This is a genomic window from Bacillus aerolatus, from assembly GCF_009183655.1.
Classification (GTDB): domain Bacteria; phylum Bacillota; class Bacilli; order Bacillales; family Domibacillaceae; genus Pseudobacillus; species Pseudobacillus aerolatus.
This window is the reverse complement of record NZ_WEIO01000010.1, coordinates 21,309-40,127: the sequence shown is the minus strand read 5'-3', so window position 1 is coordinate 40,127 and position 18,819 is coordinate 21,309. Positions and strand designations below refer to the sequence as shown.

General features: G+C 36.1%; 18 protein-coding genes and 1 pseudogene. 8 read left to right on the top strand and 11 right to left on the bottom strand.

The window, feature by feature from the left end; translation table 11 throughout:
* Positions 1 to 27: 27 nt before the first annotated feature.
* The 3 genes from F9802_RS15260 to F9802_RS15250 all read left to right on the top strand — a co-directional run bounded on the left by F9802_RS15260 (position 28) and on the right by F9802_RS15250 (position 1,903).
* On the top strand, positions 28 to 333 hold the full coding sequence (locus F9802_RS15260) for an ArsR/SmtB family transcription factor (RefSeq protein ID WP_152153494.1): 306 nt from the start codon (positions 28 to 30) through the stop codon (positions 331 to 333).
* A 146-nt stretch (positions 334 to 479) separates the two neighbouring features.
* Entirely contained in the window at positions 480 to 899 is a 420-nt protein-coding gene (locus F9802_RS15255) for a low molecular weight phosphatase family protein (protein ID WP_152153493.1), read from the top strand.
* 182 nt (positions 900 to 1,081) lie between these two features.
* Entirely contained in the window at positions 1,082 to 1,903 is an 822-nt protein-coding gene (locus tag F9802_RS15250) for an EcsC family protein (RefSeq protein ID WP_152153491.1), read from the top strand.
* Here the strand turns inward: F9802_RS15250 and F9802_RS15245 are convergent.
* The 5 genes and pseudogenes from F9802_RS15245 to F9802_RS15225 all read right to left on the bottom strand — a co-directional run bounded on the left by F9802_RS15245 (position 1,895) and on the right by F9802_RS15225 (position 6,269).
* Positions 1,895 to 2,584 (bottom strand): TrkA C-terminal domain-containing protein, encoded by a 690-nt coding sequence (locus tag F9802_RS15245; protein WP_152153489.1) that lies wholly within the window; start codon positions 2,582 to 2,584, stop codon positions 1,895 to 1,897. The genes F9802_RS15250 and F9802_RS15245 overlap by 9 nt on opposite strands.
* 108 nt (positions 2,585 to 2,692) lie before the next feature.
* Positions 2,693 to 3,349: pseudogene (locus tag F9802_RS15240) on the bottom strand (SpoVR family protein); the annotation flags it as partial.
* 32 nt (positions 3,350 to 3,381) lie between these two features.
* Positions 3,382 to 4,359, bottom strand: coding sequence for an SEFIR domain-containing protein (locus F9802_RS15235; RefSeq protein ID WP_191992007.1), 978 nt, complete (start codon positions 4,357 to 4,359; stop codon positions 3,382 to 3,384).
* A 207-nt stretch (positions 4,360 to 4,566) separates the two neighbouring features.
* Complete coding sequence (locus F9802_RS15230) at positions 4,567 to 4,983, bottom strand: very short patch repair endonuclease (RefSeq protein ID WP_152153741.1); 417 nt, start codon at positions 4,981 to 4,983, stop codon at positions 4,567 to 4,569.
* Positions 4,984 to 5,072: 89 nt separating this feature from the next.
* On the bottom strand, positions 5,073 to 6,269 hold the full coding sequence (locus F9802_RS15225) for a DNA cytosine methyltransferase (protein ID WP_152153483.1): 1,197 nt from the start codon (positions 6,267 to 6,269) through the stop codon (positions 5,073 to 5,075).
* 160 nt (positions 6,270 to 6,429) lie between these two features.
* Between F9802_RS15225 and F9802_RS15220 the strand changes: the two genes are divergently transcribed.
* Complete coding sequence (locus F9802_RS15220) at positions 6,430 to 7,404, top strand: restriction endonuclease PLD domain-containing protein (RefSeq protein ID WP_152153481.1); 975 nt, start codon at positions 6,430 to 6,432, stop codon at positions 7,402 to 7,404.
* A gap of 271 nt (positions 7,405 to 7,675) precedes the next feature.
* Here the strand turns inward: F9802_RS15220 and F9802_RS15215 are convergent, their stop codons facing one another.
* The 4 genes from F9802_RS15215 to F9802_RS19770 all read right to left on the bottom strand — a co-directional run bounded on the left by F9802_RS15215 (position 7,676) and on the right by F9802_RS19770 (position 13,383).
* On the bottom strand, positions 7,676 to 9,469 hold the full coding sequence (locus tag F9802_RS15215; RefSeq protein WP_152153479.1) for a hypothetical protein: 1,794 nt from the start codon (positions 9,467 to 9,469) through the stop codon (positions 7,676 to 7,678).
* A 691-nt stretch (positions 9,470 to 10,160) separates the two neighbouring features.
* Positions 10,161 to 11,741 (bottom strand): recombinase family protein, encoded by a 1,581-nt coding sequence (locus F9802_RS15210; protein WP_152153477.1) that lies wholly within the window; start codon positions 11,739 to 11,741, stop codon positions 10,161 to 10,163.
* Entirely contained in the window at positions 11,728 to 13,203 is a 1,476-nt protein-coding gene (locus F9802_RS15205) for a recombinase family protein (protein WP_152153475.1), read from the bottom strand. The genes F9802_RS15210 and F9802_RS15205 overlap by 14 nt, the downstream gene beginning before the upstream one ends.
* Before the next feature lie 30 nt (positions 13,204 to 13,233).
* Positions 13,234 to 13,383 (bottom strand): hypothetical protein, encoded by a 150-nt coding sequence (locus tag F9802_RS19770; RefSeq protein ID WP_191992006.1) that lies wholly within the window; start codon positions 13,381 to 13,383, stop codon positions 13,234 to 13,236.
* A 143-nt stretch (positions 13,384 to 13,526) separates the two neighbouring features.
* Between F9802_RS19770 and F9802_RS15200 the strand changes: the two genes are divergently transcribed.
* A complete protein-coding gene (locus F9802_RS15200; RefSeq protein WP_152153473.1) occupies positions 13,527 to 13,856 on the top strand; it encodes a helix-turn-helix domain-containing protein in 330 nt (109 codons plus the stop codon).
* A gap of 95 nt (positions 13,857 to 13,951) precedes the next feature.
* On the opposite strand, the gene F9802_RS15195 is transcribed toward F9802_RS15200, so the two are convergent.
* The gene (locus F9802_RS15195; RefSeq protein WP_152153471.1) at positions 13,952 to 14,182 is read right to left on the bottom strand and encodes a hypothetical protein; all 231 of its coding nucleotides are present in this window, start codon (positions 14,180 to 14,182) and stop codon (positions 13,952 to 13,954) included.
* A 121-nt stretch (positions 14,183 to 14,303) separates the two neighbouring features.
* Here F9802_RS15195 and F9802_RS15190 point away from each other — a divergent pair, with 121 nt between their 5' ends.
* Together F9802_RS15190 and recJ are read left to right on the top strand one after the other, a co-directional pair.
* Positions 14,304 to 15,764 (top strand): recombinase family protein, encoded by a 1,461-nt coding sequence (locus tag F9802_RS15190; RefSeq protein WP_152153469.1) that lies wholly within the window; start codon positions 14,304 to 14,306, stop codon positions 15,762 to 15,764.
* A 168-nt stretch (positions 15,765 to 15,932) separates the two neighbouring features.
* Positions 15,933 to 17,600 (top strand): single-stranded-DNA-specific exonuclease RecJ, encoded by a 1,668-nt coding sequence (gene recJ, locus F9802_RS15185; RefSeq protein ID WP_152153467.1) that lies wholly within the window; start codon positions 15,933 to 15,935, stop codon positions 17,598 to 17,600.
* Between the two features lie 39 nt (positions 17,601 to 17,639).
* Here recJ and F9802_RS15180 read toward each other — a convergent pair whose 3' ends face one another.
* On the bottom strand, positions 17,640 to 18,467 hold the full coding sequence (locus F9802_RS15180) for a hypothetical protein (protein ID WP_152153465.1): 828 nt from the start codon (positions 18,465 to 18,467) through the stop codon (positions 17,640 to 17,642).
* Between the two features lie 194 nt (positions 18,468 to 18,661).
* Between F9802_RS15180 and F9802_RS19765 the strand changes: the two genes are divergently transcribed.
* Positions 18,662 to 18,805 carry a hypothetical protein gene (locus F9802_RS19765; protein WP_191992005.1) on the top strand — a complete coding sequence of 48 codons (144 nt, stop codon included), beginning with the start codon at positions 18,662 to 18,664 and terminating at the stop codon, positions 18,803 to 18,805.
* The last annotated feature ends 14 nt before the right edge of the window (positions 18,806 to 18,819 follow it).

Genomic DNA, 18,819 nt, shown 5'->3' with positions numbered 1-18,819 from the left:
ACAAGAATCTATCTGGAGGAAACTGCAATGAAAAAGAAACATATAGAATTGGATGAAGAAACCTTGTTTATCGTTTCCCAAACTTTTAAAGCGCTGTCAGATCCGACACGGTTAAGAATCTTGAATCTGCTTTTTAACGGCGAACACTCTGTAAACGACATTGCTGAAAAATTATCGCTGCTCCAATCCACCGTTTCGCATCAGCTTCGTTTTTTAAAAAATTTAAGGCTCGTTAAATATCGCCGGGAAGGAACGACCTTATTTTACTCACACGACGACGAACATGTTATTGACCTTTTATCCCAGGCGATTGAGCATGCGAAACATCATTAAATCTTCACGAACCTCCCAGTTTGCACCCAAAACTTTAGATCTGATACTTTCGGATTAAATTCGAAGGAAATTTTTTTTGGCTTTATGCTTATTCTTTGAAAAAAAGGGTAAAAAAGAAATAGAATGACGGCAAAGGGGCTTAAATAATGGACAATAAAAATATCTTACTTCTTTCTACATCTAACGATTTAAGCATCATGGCGGAGGGATGGGCCTCTAGATTAAATGAGCCTTCATTAAACTTTGTTAGTGCATCATTTCTGAAAGCCCAAGATGATGACCTTCCTATAGAAGCAATGAAAGAAGTCAATATAGATATCACAAATAAGGAGCCGAAACTGCTAGCGCCTCACTTAATTAAGAGTGCGGATCTAATTGTGAATATTTATGATTTTCAACGTGATCAGCACCCCGATCTTCCGCTTACTTCTAATAAGAAAGTCCTCCGCTGGAACATAACTAACCCGGCACACTGCAAAGATGCGCTGGAAAAATGGGCAGCTTATCAAATCGTATGCGATGAATTAGCTGACCATGTGAGAAACTTAAAAGAAGCATTAAAATAAGCCCCTTTACCTAATTTCTTCTGTTGGTAAAGGGGCCATTTTTTCCATAAGCATGTAAAATATGCAAGAAAGGCGATAAAAAGCGCGTAATCTTCTTTCTCATATAAATCAGCCATTTTATTGAAACTTCATACGGACCGCTGGCGTATATGTATTAACATTTGAAAAAGGTTGGGATAGAAATGGAAACGAAGGAACATTTATTAACGGAACTCGCGGCAATTGAAAAGTGGGAACAAGAACAAAAACAGCTATGGATTTGGGAAAGAATCGCCCGCCTTCCATTCAAGCTGCTTGACCGGATTACACCAAAAGTCATTCAAAATAAGATCGGCCAGCTGCTCGATGAAATTGGCAGCTTTATTCAGACGGGCGGACAATATTTAATCCAGGAAAAAAGCGTATTAAAGAAAATACAAGAAGCAAATCCCGAAACAGCCATTCATTCTATTCAAGACGCCGGTGCCGCCCCGCTTGAAAAAATGGACGCTATAAGTGAAACCTTGAAAAAGTCACGCGCGAATATGGCGACTGTACAGGGAGCTTCAACAGGCGTGGGCGGAGTGTTTACCCTTGCAGTGGACATCCCTTTGCTGCTCGGACTGTCATTAAAAACGCTTCAGGAAATTGCCATCGCCTACGGTTACGACCCAAAACAAAAAGAAGAACGCATTTTTATTATTAAATGCCTGCAGTTTTCTTCGTCAGACGTGGTTGGCAAAAAAGTGATATTGAATGACTTGTCCAACTTTTATAGCAGCCGGAAACAAAGCAGGGAGATGATTTCTCAATTGCAGGGCTGGCGGGAAGTTATTTATACGTACCGCGATCAATTTGGCTGGAAAAAAATGATGCAGCTCGTTCCAATTGCCGGCATCGTGTTTGGGGCTTTCACGAATCGCTCGGCTATTCATGACATTGCTGAAACCGGCATGATGCTTTACCGGAAACGCCGTGTAATGGAGAGGCTGCAGGAAAAGAATCGACAGGAGAGCTCAGTGTGATGAGCTTTCTTTTTCATTTTTGCTCTTAAGGAACCTCTCCACAATTTGCTCCTTATTACCATAAATAAACAACTGGTCGCCTTCCTGAATTTTCTCCTTCTCCAATTGCCTTCGGATATTCACTTTTCCCCTCTTAATAAACAAAACACTAATGTCTTCATCTCTGCCAATAAGATCTGTCACTTTTCTTCCAATAAAGTCAGACTCTTCGCTGATAAATACATCCGTCACTAGATCGTCTTCCCCTAAGTAAAGCGCCTCTTTAACAGGCAGTTCCGAAAGTTCCAGTTTCTTTTCCATCTCATAATGAAATTTTTTGTTCAGCTTATTTCTAATAAATGGCGTTTTTCCAATAAGAAGCATAGTGAGCAGGACAACATTAATAATGGATAATTCCTTGATCCTTAAATCATCTGATAAAATATTTGTAATGGAAGAAATAATCACTGCGAGAGAAAAAGCGCCGAATAAAATGAGAAACATACTGAGTCTCCGGCGGACCGGATGATCAATAATCAGCTGCGATTCATCTGTCGTAAATCCTGTTCCAGTTAGCATGGAAACGACTTGATAACGGGAAACAGCTGTTTCTAATCCGGTTAAGTTAAATAAAATGACTGAAATCTCAATAACGAAAGTGACGATCAAAAAATAAAGAAACATAAAGATGAATCCCGTCATTCTTTTTCCTCCTCCCAGCCAAATATTCCTTTCATATTTTTCCCTTCTTATTTACAAACAAAACTCATTAAAAAAACGGGCGGCCGGGAAAGGCCGGACACCCGTCTGTTATAAATACTTGCGCTGCATTTTATTGCCGCTGAAACTGAAGAGAATTTCACGGTCTTCGACAATTGTCTCTAAGTGAACTGTTCTCCCCCAGAGCGTATATAAATGCGGAAGAACTTTTTCCAAGTACCTTAAGTCGAGTTCAATTCCTTCATACCAGTGCTTCACATACAACTCTCCTGCTTTCATATAATCGCTGTCATTGACAGTCAAATAAGGAAAACCGCCATTTACCCTCATACTGACGAGCTGGTCGCGCACGTTTGTCCATTCTTTATCAGTAATTTTATAATCTTTTCCTTTTTTCTGAAATAAATACATGTCTTCCCTTGAGACAAGCTCTTTCGTTAAGTAATTGCGCAAAAACGAAATATCAGATTCAATTTCCCGGACTTCAAACATTTTTTCCCGGCCAGACCCCGGTTGAACGCCGTGCCGTTTCATTTCTTCTGTCGGATTATTATAACGTTCTTCAATGTCTTCAAACATTTTTAAGCCGAGATAATACGGATTAATTGATGTGCGCGACGGCTGCACAACTCCTGCGTTCAGCTTGGCGAATTCAATCGCTTCTCCAGACGTTAAATCCAGTTCGCGGACGATGCGCTGATGCCAGTAGGAAGCCCAGCCATCCTTTCGCAAAGATGTTTTCCAGAATAAGCAATATCCGTGAAATAGCAACCTTCCCCTTAGTTCTTCAATTGTCTATCCCAAATTTGAAGAGCAATCTTTTCTGGCGTCAATAAATCAGCATCCTGAGAGTAAAAAGCACCAAAGTTCATTTCAAGAATTAATTGATTCTCCTTTGAAACTTTACAAACGATCTGTTCGTTGTACGAGTTGTTCGAAATGGATGAGACATCATTTGATATAAAAATGCTTTCTGTACGACTCCCAAAAAATTCTCCAACCCATATTTTAGTTCCAGATCTGTATTCTCCGTTTTGATACAATTTTACTACTACCTGTCTTAAGCTTTGATCAATAGTATAGTTCACGGCTGGATCCCTTTGTTTTACGTAGTCCAATAGTTCTTTTAGCTTTTCAATAATTTCAGTAAACGCACTCCGTATAAAATTATTTTTATCTAAGTCAGTTATTTTGATTGGAATGGATGCTTCTATTGCCGACAACCAATTACTTGTTTGGACTTGCTCACTCGATTTTTCTGTCTTTGCCACTAAATCAGGAACAGGTCCTAGAGGGGCAACTTCATAGTAGTCAATACCGTAAATACGATAGACTAGTTTGATTATGTTTTCATCAAACTTATCCTCATTTGAAAAATCAAACACAGAATAGTCTTCTAAATGAAATGGCAATACATCCTCAAAACTTGCTGCACTTTTCTTAATAAGAATAAATTTATCTGGATTATTTCGAAGAGTAGAAAGAGAAAGCAATTGTTCGAATCCAACCCCTCCCTGAAACTGGTCGGATTTAGTCTTATAATTTTCCGTCAAGACATATATAACGAAATCGTTATCTCGGATTCCCTCAATCATCATTTGATTTAAATTCTTAGTTTGTCTCTGCAAGATGAATTGGTCGCAGTTTGCATTTATCCCCTTCTTTCTTAATTCATTAGTGAAATATCGAATCCAACTCTGGTGATCAGGATTATCCCAACTATAACTTACAAAAACTTTAGCATGATCTCTGTCCATATCTTTCTCTCCTTGTAATTCCATAAAAACTTCATTGATCAATTTTTCAGAATATCCAATTAATACTTTAACATTATTTTCAAAATAAATCTGAATAATCCGCTTTATTTAACAGTTATGAAACAGCTATTCTTCCAACGGACGCACTAAACTTACAGATGAAAAAGGAGCACCTTTTGAGGGCTCCTTTTTTCGTTTATTAGCGATTTACTTATATTTAGTTTTGTGTTCGTTAATAAAGATGGCTATTTTATTAATTGTACTCTGAAAATCACCTTTTAATTCATGTTCCCATATCCGCAACACATGCCATCCCTTTTCATTATAATAATCACTTACTTCTCTATCGCGCTCCTGGTTTCGCTTCAGCTTTTTTATCCAGTATTCCTGATTGGTCTTTGGTATATTGCTGTGAATTGGACACACATGCCAGAAGCAGGAATCGATAAAGATGGCTATTTTATATTTTTGTATGGAGATGTCTGGCTTTCCGAACAATTTTGCGTTCTTCCTAAACCGAAATCCCTTTTCCCAGAGAGCTTTCGTCACTCTGTTTTCAAGCTTTGAAACAGACTTTATGGCTTTCATTGTCTTTGACCTTTTTTCCTTGCTCATATCCGCCATAAATGTCACCTTTTTCATAGAGTTTTACTATTTTTATTCCCATAACCATAGAAGCTAAAACAGACAAAAAAAGAGACCATCAAGGTCTCCTATTTAACAGGCTCTTCGGTTTTCAGTTCCAATTCGGTTTGTTCTTCAGAAGCCTCAACTTTTACTTTCGTTCCTCTAGTGCGTTTTTTCTTTTTGGCTTTTTTCCCTGTCTCCAGCATTTCAGCCAACTCCTCTTCCCACTTGGATGGCTCCGTTGGATATTCGTTCCCAGCAAAAGAATCCAGAATGGCTTGGACAATGATTTTGGCTCCGTCAACAGGAACAGCCATTCCGATCTGTCGGCGCACACTTTCTTTCTTTCCTACAAATTGATACCAGTCAGGGAATGTCTGAAGCCTTGCACGTTCGCGATTCGTTAGGGCCCTAGGCTCACCATAGTGATACATGTGAGTCCCGCCACCTCCGCTTCCTGTTACCGTATAGGCAGGAGATTTATGATCAAGCCGCTTGTATATATTGGACATTTTTGCCCCTTTTACATTCAGCCGTAGATTTTCTGGAATATAATCCGCCCATGCATTATCTCCAGGATTGATGATGGTTAGCATCTCCACTACTTTCTTTGCATGGTTGGTAAATTCATGATTGAAAGCATTCTCTAGAATTGGAGGGTTTTCAATTGCCTTTTTAGCCGAAGTCCAATTCTCTGGATCATTTTTATAGGGAGGCATTGGCACTTGAAATTTCCATCCAAGAGATTTGTGTACTCCTACAATGATAATTCGATGTCGAGCCTGCGGAATTCCGTATTCTTCAAATTTGTACAGGTGAGGAGTAATGTTATATCCCGCCTCTTCCATTGATTTTAGGATTTGAATGAACGCCCTCCCATCGTTCGCACTTTCAAGCCCTCCTACATTTTCAGCAATGAAAACTTTCGGCTGATGGTGCTTTAATACTTTGATGCCGTAAGTATAAAGAGGTCCATAATCACCTTCAAGCCCTTTGGTTTCTCCTACAATACTATAATCATTGCATGGAAAACCGAAGCAGAAAAGGTCAATTTCTGGCAAGCCCTCAATATCTAATTCGCGGACATCTCCGCAAATAACGGATTCAGGTCTATCTGGACATATATTCAGGCGAAATGTTTCACATGTATCTTCATGATAGTCATTTGCCCATTCATGCTCTACTCTAAAAATTTCTCCATCTTTACTTACTGCCTCTGCTAATTTTGCTCCTAAAGACAATCCTCCAGGTCCACAGAACAGTTCACCTTTTTTAAATATCATCTAGGACAACTCCATTTTTATTGTTGCATGCCTCTATTATACAAGAATATGTCGAAAAATAACACACTCAGCATGCCAAAGCAACTCTAAAATTGTTGATGACTGATTTTCCAATTTTTGATATTATTAATTTAATAATTTCAAATAGGAGGAATGCCTCATGTATTATGTCACAAATTTAGAACATATTGTTTTTGACGCACCATACGAAGAAGGGTACAGAACCTTAAGAATTTTATCAGGATACGCTTCATCTGCTTTTTTGACACATATTCTAACAAAGTATCCTGACTTAGAAATTGAGCTTGTTATTGGGATGGCAAAAAAAGACGGGATCAGAAGATGGGATCATGAACAATACGTTCGAATAATGGAGGAATATCAAAATGTTTCCATCAGTTATCAAAAATCACGTCCTGGAATACATACAAAAATCTACCATTGGCCTCACGGCAGATTATTAAATAACAGTGTTACTTTTACAGGCTCTGCCAATTTTTCTTGGAATGGATTTAGGGATCAGCATGAATTATTGGTACCCTGCTATTTTGAAAATGTGGACGATGTGTTTAATGTAACTGATGCCATTTTATGCACCGATCCTGATGTGGAAAACCATATTAATTTTCAGCATGTTACCGTACAAAGAAGACCACAAACCGATGAAATCGTTCAATTGGAGTTAGATGGTGAGGATACGGAAACTCCTAATCTTCAGCACCTGGAATATGTTGACCTGCCGCTTTTGATTCGAAATGATACTGCTATACAAGAAAGAGCTGGCTTAAACTGGGGACAGAGAGAAGGCCGTGACCCCAATCAGGCTTACTTAAAAGTTCCGACGCCATTTAATAATCAGCATCCTGACTTTTTCCCTCCGCTTGAACAATCATTTACAATGCTGACAGATGACGGGCAGCATCTTGTCTGCAAAATGGCTCAGGCAGAGCGAAAAGCCATTCATACCACTGAAAACAACAGCATTATGGGACAATATTTCAGAAATAGGCTGAGTGTTCCATTAGGAGAAAGAGTAGATCCCCAAGACGTAATAAACTATGGAAGAACATCAGTTAGAGTCTATAAAATCGATTCTGAAACATATTTTATGGATTTTAGTATTGGGGCAACGTAATAGGGGTCTGGCAGATTAAAAAAGGCGAATAATTCTTTAACTTGGAATTATCCGCACCTTCTTCAATTTTAATGTTTTGTTTAACAAAAAAGCGTCGGAAAAAACCAGCGCTTTTTTATTATGCTGTATGTCAGTTCCCCGACTTTGTTTTTTATTCAAAAAATTATTTTTCAAATTGAAAACAAAGATGAATACTGAGATAGCTTTCAAGTCGCATAATTACCAAATAAATGCTATTAAAATGAATTAGTTCTTAGTTAACCCTTAGGGACTATGTCAATGTTACTTTTAAAGTGTTATCCTCATTCAAAAAAGGTGTCATGCAATAAATACAAATCCCTTTTTCCCAGGCAAGTTTCATCTCTTCAGTTATTATCTTACGACAAGCAGCGCATTGAACTTGTTTACCTTGTTCCATTCTAAATTCATTAATACATCTCTCTATGTTGAAAATATATCGTCTGGTTCGGTTGTGAATAGTTGAAAGATCTGTCACCAGCTTTATCTTCTTGTTTTCACTTCGCACCTCGAATATTTGATAAAATAAGACACTCACATCAGCAGCATAAATAGATAATCTATTCTTCTCGCCATCTTTAGGCGGATAATCCTTTTTTCTTAAGTGGACCAGTCTATGATACAAGAGGTCAATGAATTCTTCTTCCTTAATAAAATCAACATTTTTATCCGATAATTCTATGCAAAAATGAGTGTGTTTTTTTTCCGAAATAAATTTTGCAATTTCTATCCACAGCCGTTCAGAATATTTACTTGAGCTTTTAGCTCTTAAATTATCTTGTTTTTCCTCAGCCAAAGATTTTATTGCTCTTTCAACATGCTTCTTAGATATAACCTTATTCTTTTGCGTTACTAAATAATCCTGTCTAAAGTTATTCCAAGCCTTATTTAACATTACTCCAAAATCTCTAGTATTTCCCATGCAACTCTTAACCATTATTTCCAACACACTTGGTCTAATTAAAGCATGTGCTTTAAACACGTCAGATTCAAATACTAACTTCAAGCGGTTATCTATAAACTCCTTAAAATAATTGGTGCAAACTTTATTATCTTCTTCAAAAATAAATTGCAAGTCCAGATCGATATTATGCGGCATATCAGCAAGTTGTTCCAAAACTCCAAGACTCGATTTATATGGAATATATGCAATCCAATGAAATATCGGTGAAGAACTCAATGCTCTAATCAACACGGATAATGTTTCTTGATCTTTATTGGTAAGCATACTCCACTCGTCATAAAAAAATGTTATACCATTTATGTTAAGTACATTTACAATTTCAATAAGAAAAGTTTTAAGTCCATCAGTATCAAGTATCTTTTCGACGCGGTAACCTATTTCAGTCGAATCTGTTTCTTTTCTAGACTCATTCCACTTCGCTTTTAATTTTGTTTTCCCTTTGCTTACCTCTCCACCAAGACCCCAGGCATCATTACTTTCCAGACGTTGTGCATCCTTTTTTTGAAAAGAAAAGAGATGTAGTTCTTCTTCACCTATCCTAATTAAATTTTCTAGTTTTTGAAAGATAGACATTAATTTATGCTCTATTTCTTTTTCTTTATCAATCAAAAAAAAGCGAGCTAAATTTTTTGCAATATTTGTTATAGTTGTGTTCTCGTCTTCTTTTTGATCGATTATATAAAACAATTGCCTTTTTAACTGTTTTAATAATGCCCAAACGTAAAACCTTTCTTGTACTACAACTGAACCACCTATATTTAAATGTTCCTGAAGATTAATGTAAATACAAAGATGGTTGGATTCAGTATTAACTTTATCCCTTGCAAGCAAAAGTAAGTGGGATTTTCCAGTTCCCCTTAACCCCTTAATAAACCCATTTGACTCTTGGCACTGTATTGCTAAGGTCGATACCTTTTTAGTTGAGTCCACATGGATTTTTTTTAACTCCGCAATCCTCTTCTTTGAAGATTGAGCCGAAGCAACATCGAAGTCAGCTCTTAGACTTGCAAAGACTTTATCCATTCTTTCAATGAACGGATCACCTTGCTTCATATTTTCTTGTAAAGAAGACTTTAGCTCCATATTATCCTCCAAATAAACACAATATATACTTGAATTTTATCCTATTATGTAAAAATAATCCATTGTTTTTCATCCCTCTCATCACAGTATTTTGGCTAAAGCTGAGACTAGCAAGAAAAAATGTGGTATGTTGCTTAACTAAAAGAACTAAATAAAAAGCTAAAACCTTAATGCTGTTCTATCCACTGTCCTTCATATACATTTTGAGAAAATAAAATCCAGAAAATTTAATATCAAGAGGGATTGTTGGTCATTACGTTACTTTAGTAACATTACAGACATAATAATACGAGCGGATCATTATCACGTTATTTTTACTATATAAAAAACCGAGACACAATAATAATCAGACCTAAAAAACCGAGATGCTCATTTTCTAATAATCCCCAAAGGAGCTTTTCCCTTGTAAACCCGTTGAGCCAGCTAGAATTTTAAGGTTTCCTCTCGGCTTTTAGATAGGTAATCGATCGATTACCTATCTTAAAACCGAGAACAATTCCAAAAGATAACCTAAAAACCGAGAATTCACAAAATAAAAATTAAGTCTCTATCAATCCTATTTATGATTAGTGACTCACAAACTTAATTGAATAAAATCTTAAGGTATCTTTATCTATGTATTTTTACTTTTGTAACTTTATCCTTTTCTTATAACTGCCAAATAAAAATCCACAACATATGTCGCGGATTTTTATACATCCTCTTCTAGATTAATACGGAATTTACACTCCAACCTACCAGGTGGCTCCACATAAATCCTTTCTATGAAGTACAAATATATTCTTCTTATCTTGGATTTTGGTAGCTCAACAAGCCGTTTAAAGTCCATCATCTTGTCTTTAATCAACTCTTCATTGGCATCAATATCTTTCAAAACCTTAATAGATTTTTCCAACTGACTAATTTGACTGGTCTTATCCTGAATAGAGGCAAGGAGAGTTTCTTTACCGATATTTAATAACTTTATGATGGTTTCATCTCCATTTGATGAAAACATTTTTTCAATTTTTTCATTGAGATTGAAAAGTTTTTGTTTTTCCTGCTCAAGAGCATTACTAATAACAGCTATGTTACTTTCCATTTCGTAACAGTCCTTTAAGATTTTCTCCTGTACAGTCTTTACTAGCTGCTCAGCAGTCTTTGTTTGCATTTTTAAGAAAAGATTCATGACCTCTTGATGAACATCGTCTATTGAAACCTTAAAGCCACACCCGTTACAAATATATATTCTTTTACCATATCCTTTTGAACGTTGATCTTTTCCTTTTAACTCTTGATCACATGTTTTGCAAAATAAAAGGTTCGCCAATAGAAAACTTGTCTTGTAATAATTTGGAGGAAGCCTTTTTTCCTTCCTTTGTTCATAGATTCGAAAACACTCTTCCCATTCATTAAAAGATATAATGGGTTGAATATTGGAATTCTTGTTCATCAGCCAATCTTCTCGATCATTTAGAGAGCTTCTAGAAGACGGATTACGCTTTCTAATCGCGACAACTCCAGAATAGAAAGGATTAATAATAATTTGTTTCACTTTATTTTTATCCCAATTTTTACCTCTGTAACTTTTTGCAGGCATTTTTTCAGCAATTTGTTGAAAACCATATCCATCCTTATAGAGTGAGAATACTCTCTTGGCAAGTATAAGCTCATGATCAATTATTTCAAACTTCCCTCTTTGTATGGCCATAGAATCCTCAATAGGTAGATGTTTTGTAAATTCTTTTACGGCCTCACTATTGTCCTTTTCACCTGTCCTGCTTAATTTTGGATGGTATTTATAGCCGAAGGGTGCTCTTCCACCTGTCCATAGGCCCATATTTAGCAATGTTTTAATGGAATCTCGCGTTGATGCCCTGATTTTGTCCATTTCATATTTAGCTAAAGCATCCTTTATTGAGGAATAAACTATGTCTCCATAACTATAAAGAGTTTCTGTACTGCTCTCCACAATATGAATACCTAGTATATTCATTGTTGTGCGTAATGTATCATGCTCTTTAGGAATACGCGCAAGGCGTGAAGCAGAGTAAATGATAATAAAATCAAATTTCTGTTCAGCTGCATCCCTTATTAAAGCTTCAAGTCCCTTTCTCTCTTTTCTACGGGAAGATACAGCCTCATCTAAATATTCTCCTATAATTTTACATTGATAATGATTGGCAAAGTCATAAGCACTTCTTAATTGTGTATCCATATTTTGTTTATCCGTTGAATGTCTTCCATAAAATGCTGCTTTCATCCCTGGTGCAATAACATTATTTAAGCCCAATAATCTCTCTGCCTCCTACTCCTTCAAGATAAGGATGTTTAAAAATAATACTTACTTCCTTGTCGCTATGCACATAAATGCCTTTTACGACATTCTGTAATAAATCTCTTGCAGTTTCACCGTTTAAATCTTCATGCAGAATTACTGTGGAGCCATCATCATATCTATCATGATACGCCTCTAATTCCTTAAGTGTTTCGATTGATTCAAACCATTTTTCCTTAAATGTTTCATGACTTTTTGTAACCTCTTGTAATTCTTCATACAATTTCATCATACTTGGTGACACATCAGAAACTTTGTCTATATTTAGTAAAACATCTAGTCTATTTCCTATCTCATCTTTTAAGTTACTCCTAACATTTTCAATCATTTTCCCAATATCTTTAAAAATTTTCGTATCCTTTTCTGCCATCTTTTTTAGATGCTCTTTAAAGAAAGGTGACAAAATTTCATTAAAGAAATTGTTCGCTTGGAGCATCACTTCTTTTTCTATCTTTTCTTTTTCAAACTTAATTTTTGAATGATTTTTACAACGATATACTTCTATCTTCTTCCCGCGCATCTGAGCTTTATTGGAAATAAGAACTTCTTCACATTCCATGCACTGTATCATGCCGTCTAACAGGAAGAACGGTTTTTCTTTTTCTTCCTCCTTGAATGAATCTCGGGTAAATGTCGATAGTTTCACTTGAGCTTCTTTCCATACTTGCTCCTCAACAATTTGCAAATGTAGAACAGGAACCTTAATATCCTGATACTTACGTATCCCCTTATAAATCGGATTTTTGAGCAGATTACGAATGTTTCCATAGGTCCATGGTTTATCATCCTTGTAAGTTAGTCCTTGTTGATTTACCATTTCGACGAATTGATTCAAGCTGTCAAGCCTAGTAACTGTAAATAAGTTGAATATATCCTGAACAACCTGGGCCTCCTCCTTAATAATGGTCCAATCTCCATCTTCTTCGGCACTTTGTTCATATCCAAAAGATATTTTTCCAGCTGCATGCTTTCCTTGTCTTGCCTTTGTGAGCTTTGCATCTTTTAACTTCTTCACCAGATTTTCTGCTTCGTGCTCATTGAATGCAGCCATTATGCGCTCTATTAATTCCCCTTCGATTGTAAATAACATGGGGAATTCATGTTCTGTTGCAAAAAACACCTTTATACTATGTTCTTTAAAAGTTCGGTATATCTCCATATAGTCATGAACGTTTCTTGCGAAACGGCAGCGGCTATATACCAAAACTGTTTTTATCTCACCTTTCCTAATTTCTCGCAACATACGAGACATTTGGGTTCGTTCTTTCACCTTTGTCTTTCGAGCAGATGTTTCATCGTCGCTATATATATCATCTATTAGCAAATTTTCTTTCTGGGCCAATTTATTTACATGATCCTTTTGCATTTCGATTGATAGCTTTTGTTTTTCCTTACTAATGGAATTACGAACATACATGACTGTTTTCAGAAGTAACCCCTCCTTCTCCTATGTTTCATTGTATGAGGCCTCGATAGATAACTTGTCCTTTTTCATTTCATCTAGTAATAAATCCATATAGATTTGAAACCATTTCTCTGCTGCTTCAGGATCATGCACATAACTGACTGAAACTGTCTTTATCATTTTTTTGGTCATTTTTTTCTCCTTTTTCTTTTTTAATACTATACAAAGAAGAGAAAGCGTTTAGCAGGATTTCCCTGAAAACTTATTGAATAAAACCGTAATAGGACAATTTGATTCTTTCATACACGTTAATAGATACGAACAGGAGGTATTAGATGCTATACGATTTAGGGCAACGTATCCGAACAATCAGAACTAATAAGGGAATAAGCTTGAATGCCTTTGCTGAAAAGTTAGGTGTATCCCCTGGATATCTTAGTAATTTAGAGACAGGGAAAACAAATACGATACAATTATCACTCTTAGAAAAATTGCAAACCGAACTTCACCTCTTTCCATTTGAAAAAAAGAGCATGGATGAACTTGATATAAGGCTCACTCACGCAAATAAAAAAATGAAAGAACTACAAACTCAAAATCCCGACGCTGTAAAATACCTTCTTTCAACTTTAGAAAATGGAATTGAATTACTTCTAAAAAGTTAATCTTGTATTAGTATTATTTCCAGTAAACAAAATTCTATTCATAAAAATGAACAATCTGTTCATAATTATGAATACCATACAAAAAAATGGAGAGTCTAACCTTTGAAGGTTTGACTCTCTTCTTTATTTTCAACTGAAACTGTAAGGAGCTTGGTGGAATCTACTGATAGTTCTTTATTTAATGTCTCGACCGCTGAACTGTGTCTTATCTTCTTCTCCCATTTAAGAAACATAGGGGATAATTTCTCTCTAGCTTCGGCATGTAAATCTGATAAGCATTCAAAAGAAGCGTTGTCAAAAAGATAGCTAACCTTCAAATCGTCCATACACTCCCCCCCTGGTTAATGTGTATGCGACATGAAAGAGTGATAATCCATCAAATCTCTTTCTTCATGATTTCCTGTGTATTTTCATATGCATGTACAAATAACACTTGGAGGAAAAACAATGAGAGACGAGTATTCTGACGAAACAAAAAACATAGCTCTCTACTGTCGTGTATCAACTGATGAGCAAGCAAGAGAAGGAGTGTCACTTGATGAACAACAACAAAGGCTTAAATCATATTGCCGAGCCATGGGCTGGACAGAGATCCCTCACGTTTATATAGAAGACGGATATTCTGCCAAAAATATGGATCGTCCACAACTTATTAGTTTGTTAAAAGAAGTTAAAAAAGGTACTATCTCAAAGATTTTGGTAACAAAACTTGATCGCATAAGCAGGCGGCTAAAACATCTCCTGGAAATCATCGATATTTTTCAAGAAAATAAAGTGTCTTTTATATCTATCAGTGAATCTTTTGATACGAATACACCTTCTGGCCGATTAACTCTTCAGGTCCTCGGAGCAGTTGCAGAGTTTGAAAGAGAACGCATAAGAGAACGTGTTTTTGAAAACATGCTTCATGCAGCAAATCATGGAAAATGGCTCACTCAGAGCCCCTATGGATATGACCTCATACATAAAGAGCTTGTGGTCAATGAAACAGAAGCTGAAGTTGTAAAACGTGTGTATGATCTATATCTAAATGAGGGACTGGGGTTTTACAGTATTGCGAAAAAGCTGAACCAAGAAGGGATTCCTTCTAAGAAAAAAAGAGGATGGTCTATTCGTTCCATTAAATTGTTACTCACCAATCCAGTTTATAAAGGAACTCTGGTCTGGAATCGTATAGATAGAAGTAGCAACAAACAAGTTGAAAAAGATGATGAAGACTGGGTTGTTGTAGAAAATGCTCACCCTCTAATTATTGATGAGTCTACATGGGAGGCGGTTCAAAAAAGAATTAATCAGGCAAGTGTACCACCACGGGCAAAAACAAGCCCGCATTTATTAGGGGGATTTCTAAAATGCGGTAGATGTGGAGCAGCGATGACGATTAGCTGGACAGGCCCTAAAACAAATAGAAAACGAAGCTATCGATGTTCTGCTAATAAGAATAAAGGAACTTGTACAAGCCAGCCTTATAATGCAAGTGATGTCGAAGATTGGTTCAAGGAAGGACTTTTAAGATTGTCAAAATCAATGAATTCCTCTTATATATTTAAGCTTGCTGAGCAAGCGAGAAATGATGAAAAACAAGTAATAAATCAACAAATACAGAGTGCAAAAAACCGCTATGCACGTAAGGTAGAGGCCTACACAGCTGGACTAATTGAATTAGGAGATCTTCAAAAAGAAAAGTCCCGAATGGAGCAGATAGTGCAAGAGGCTGAAACTAGGCAATCGACTACGACGATTAATACAGAAGGATTAGAGGAAAAATTGAACGGAAAAATTTCCTCTCTCATCGATGCTATTGACACTTTACCTGTCGTAGAAGCAAAGTCACTCATCAAAACTTTAGTAGAAAAAGTAATTATACACGGTGACAAAAATATAGAAATTGTCTTAACAACACCATGATAGGAGCAAATAATATGAAATATACAACACTGTTAAACACACTAGGCACAAGCTGTTACGACAAACTACTACGCCTAACAATTTTTTCAGTTCGATTTAAACAGTTAAAGGTAATCTTTTCTAAAGGATTGATAAGGTCTGTCAAGGTATATCATGGAGGGATAGAACATGACAGTTAATTGGCGTCATTTTGATATCCCTTTAGAACAACATCCTAACTATCCATCTATAATGTATCATTCAAGACAATTCCTTATCGATCCTATACTTGGCCATTATCTTTTCCATCACGGGATCAATGATTATGAAAAGCTAACGAAGTTTCTAACACCAAGCATAAAAACAGATCTTTACAATCCTTTTCTGTTAAATGACATGAAAAAGGCAGTTATTCGTATTATTAAGGCAATCAGGCAAAAAGAAAAAATCCTTATTTTTGGTGATTACGATGTCGATGGTGTTACTTCTACCTCTATATTGTTATTAGCCCTAAAACGTTTTACAGCAGATGTGTCGTTTCGACTACCGTTACGAAGCGAAGGATACGGTCTCTCTGCCCAAGCAATGGAAAAAGTGAGCGATGGTACGTCTCTTATTATTACAGTCGATAACGGGACGAGTTCACATGAAGCTATGCGTATTGCAAAAGCAAGAGGGATCGACGTAATAGTAACTGATCATCATGAAATACTTGGCATGCATCCCGATTGTCTAGCTTTTATTAACCCGATGCGTCACGATAACAACTATCCATTTACTTCCCTATCAGGTGCAGGAGTTGCCTTAAAAGTTGTACAAGCATTATACCAGGTTGCCTGTAAGGATTTTGATCTCCCATTCTTTGAATATGTAGAACTGGCTACTTTAGGAACTATTGCTGACTTGATGCCAATCAAAGATGAAAATCGGGTTATTTGTAAAATCGGACTGCAAAAGATGAATACAAGCCCTCTTCCTGTATTTAAACGGATTTTCGATGAAACTTCTGTTAAAGATGTAGATAGCTCTACTATCGGCTTCACATTAGGACCTATATTCAACTCATGTGGACGAATAGATGATCCAAATACAGCGGTGAATATCTTAACTGGAGTGACTACTACCAAGCAACAGATATCATTTTTAATTGGGCTAAATAAAAAGCGTAAAGAGCTAACTAAACAACAAGCGCTTATTGCAGACACCTTAATCTTACAAGATCAACTTTATAAAGATAAAGTTATTGTTGTATTTGGAGATTTTCACAATGGAATCATTGGCATTATCGCCTCAAAAATAGTAGAGAAATACAAAAAGCCGTCTATTGTGATTTCTAAAACGGGGACAGGTTCAGCAAGAAGTGTGAACGGAAGCGGATTTTCCATTGTGAATGTGATTAATACAGCAAGTATGTATCTTACTAAGCATGGCGGCCACCAAGCTGCGGCTGGTCTTTCAATTGTTCCAGATATAAATCAAGTCAACTTATTTCGAAAAGCTGTACAACTTGCAGCAAATGAGGAAACATTCAATCAAGCTGTTTTAACATACGTGAAACCCATAAATATATGTCACTTCTATGATGAACTCTTTTCCGACATTGACTATTTAGAACCATATGGTATTAATTTTCCAAAACCACTTTTTTATTGTCCTCCTGGCATGTTGCCAACCTTTAATACGTTTGGAAAGAATAAAGAACATGCAAAATTGAGATACAATAATAAAGAAGCAATTGCTTTTTTTAAAGGAGAATTGGTAAAAGGTTTAGACAACTCCCAAAAAGTTCACACTCTCTTTTCGACTTTTTGTAATCAAAAAAAGAACTTTCTCATCCATTCCCTTATGGTGAAATAGAATAAAAAAAGAGTTAACGAATAACGTTAGCTCTTTTTTTCACTCACTTACCTGTATCATTGATTCTATTGCTTGATCTTCTCGCATAACTGATGAAAAGTGATGTCGTAACGCATTATTTATTATCCTCTTTACCTGTTTTAGTGACTTCTTGGTATACGGACAAATAATGTTTCCACTGTCTAGAAGTTCACTTCTTAACTCTCCATTCTTCTCAAATAGTTCATTGTAAACCTTTTTTAATTGTTCTTGATTACTTAAGTCTTTCAAGTCAACATTTAATTCATCTAACAAATCCGTGCTCGTTCGTTCAAATTCAGAGTAAGAAACATTGTATTTAGATTTAGTATTGTGTGAATCCTTATTTTGCTTTGTTGGTAGAGTGCTCGTATTCAATTGTTTCAACTGTTTTTTTAATTGTTCATTGTCAGCTTGAATGAGTTCATAAAGTTCAGTAAGTAATTCATTTTCTTCTTCAAGTTCTCTCTTTTCCTCTAACTGCTCAATTAAATTCATTTCTACAATTTGTTTTTCCTGTTGCACTTCTAGTAACTGTTCTTCTAAGTTTCTTAATTTAAGGTGAATCTCTTCTATATCCAACTCTATATCAAGTTTCCTGTTTTTCTCTACTTGAAGATTTTTAATAAACTCATCATAAATTTCATAAACAGACGACAGCCCAGGTCTTTCTTCTTCAATAAAATCAAACAAAGATTCTTCGCTAATTAAATATCCTTCTTTACGATAATCACTTCTTACTCCTTGTATCCGCCCCTGCCTTATCCATCGAGTGACCATTTGCTGTGAATCAGTTATATAGTATTTCTTAAGAATAGCTAGTGCTTCGTGTACGTTATATTCCCTCACCGATATCCTCCCCTTTAAATAATGTTACTTTCGTAATTATATGAAAGTAGGTATAAAAAAGAACGATAAACTCTGAAGAAGAACAAACTCCCCGAGACACAATATAGAGTATCCCTTTCTTAACGATTGACACAATATATAGAATAGCATACAATTGTAAATGCGAACATATTTTCCCTAAAAGGAGACAAGCCATGCCAAAAAAACCAGGTTCTAAAAAAATTACAAGCCCACGTGTTGCAAAATTGGCTTCAGAGATTTTACGTGATGGACGTTATAGCTCTAAGAGTAAAAGTGTGGCAGCAGCGGCTCTAGCTCAAGCAAAAGGTAAAAAATAAATTTTGTAAGAGGT

Bases quoted from the DNA above. Each gene is read 5' to 3' on its own strand.
- F9802_RS15205 (WP_152153475.1), bottom strand. From the start codon at position 13,203: ATGTATGTTCGTAATTCCATTAGTAAGGAAAAACAAAAGCTATCAATC.
- F9802_RS15235 (WP_191992007.1), bottom strand. From the start codon at position 4,359: ATGGACAGAGATCATGCTAAAGTTTTTGTAAGTTATAGTTGGGATAAT.
- F9802_RS15260 (WP_152153494.1), top strand. From the start codon at position 28: ATGAAAAAGAAACATATAGAATTGGATGAAGAAACCTTGTTTATCGTT.
- F9802_RS15225 (WP_152153483.1), bottom strand. From the start codon at position 6,269: ATGATATTTAAAAAAGGTGAACTGTTCTGTGGACCTGGAGGATTGTCT.
- F9802_RS15255 (WP_152153493.1), top strand. From the start codon at position 480: ATGGACAATAAAAATATCTTACTTCTTTCTACATCTAACGATTTAAGC.
- recJ (WP_152153467.1), top strand. From the start codon at position 15,933: ATGACAGTTAATTGGCGTCATTTTGATATCCCTTTAGAACAACATCCT.
- F9802_RS15190 (WP_152153469.1), top strand. From the start codon at position 14,304: ATGAGAGACGAGTATTCTGACGAAACAAAAAACATAGCTCTCTACTGT.
- F9802_RS15195 (WP_152153471.1), bottom strand. From the start codon at position 14,182: ATGGACGATTTGAAGGTTAGCTATCTTTTTGACAACGCTTCTTTTGAA.
- F9802_RS15215 (WP_152153479.1), bottom strand. From the start codon at position 9,469: ATGGAGCTAAAGTCTTCTTTACAAGAAAATATGAAGCAAGGTGATCCG.
- F9802_RS15200 (WP_152153473.1), top strand. From the start codon at position 13,527: ATGCTATACGATTTAGGGCAACGTATCCGAACAATCAGAACTAATAAG.
- F9802_RS15230 (WP_152153741.1), bottom strand. From the start codon at position 4,983: ATGGCGGATATGAGCAAGGAAAAAAGGTCAAAGACAATGAAAGCCATA.
- F9802_RS15220 (WP_152153481.1), top strand. From the start codon at position 6,430: ATGTATTATGTCACAAATTTAGAACATATTGTTTTTGACGCACCATAC.
- F9802_RS15250 (WP_152153491.1), top strand. From the start codon at position 1,082: ATGGAAACGAAGGAACATTTATTAACGGAACTCGCGGCAATTGAAAAG.
- F9802_RS19765 (WP_191992005.1), top strand. From the start codon at position 18,662: ATGCCAAAAAAACCAGGTTCTAAAAAAATTACAAGCCCACGTGTTGCA.
- F9802_RS15245 (WP_152153489.1), bottom strand. From the start codon at position 2,584: ATGACGGGATTCATCTTTATGTTTCTTTATTTTTTGATCGTCACTTTC.
- F9802_RS19770 (WP_191992006.1), bottom strand. From the start codon at position 13,383: ATGACCAAAAAAATGATAAAGACAGTTTCAGTCAGTTATGTGCATGAT.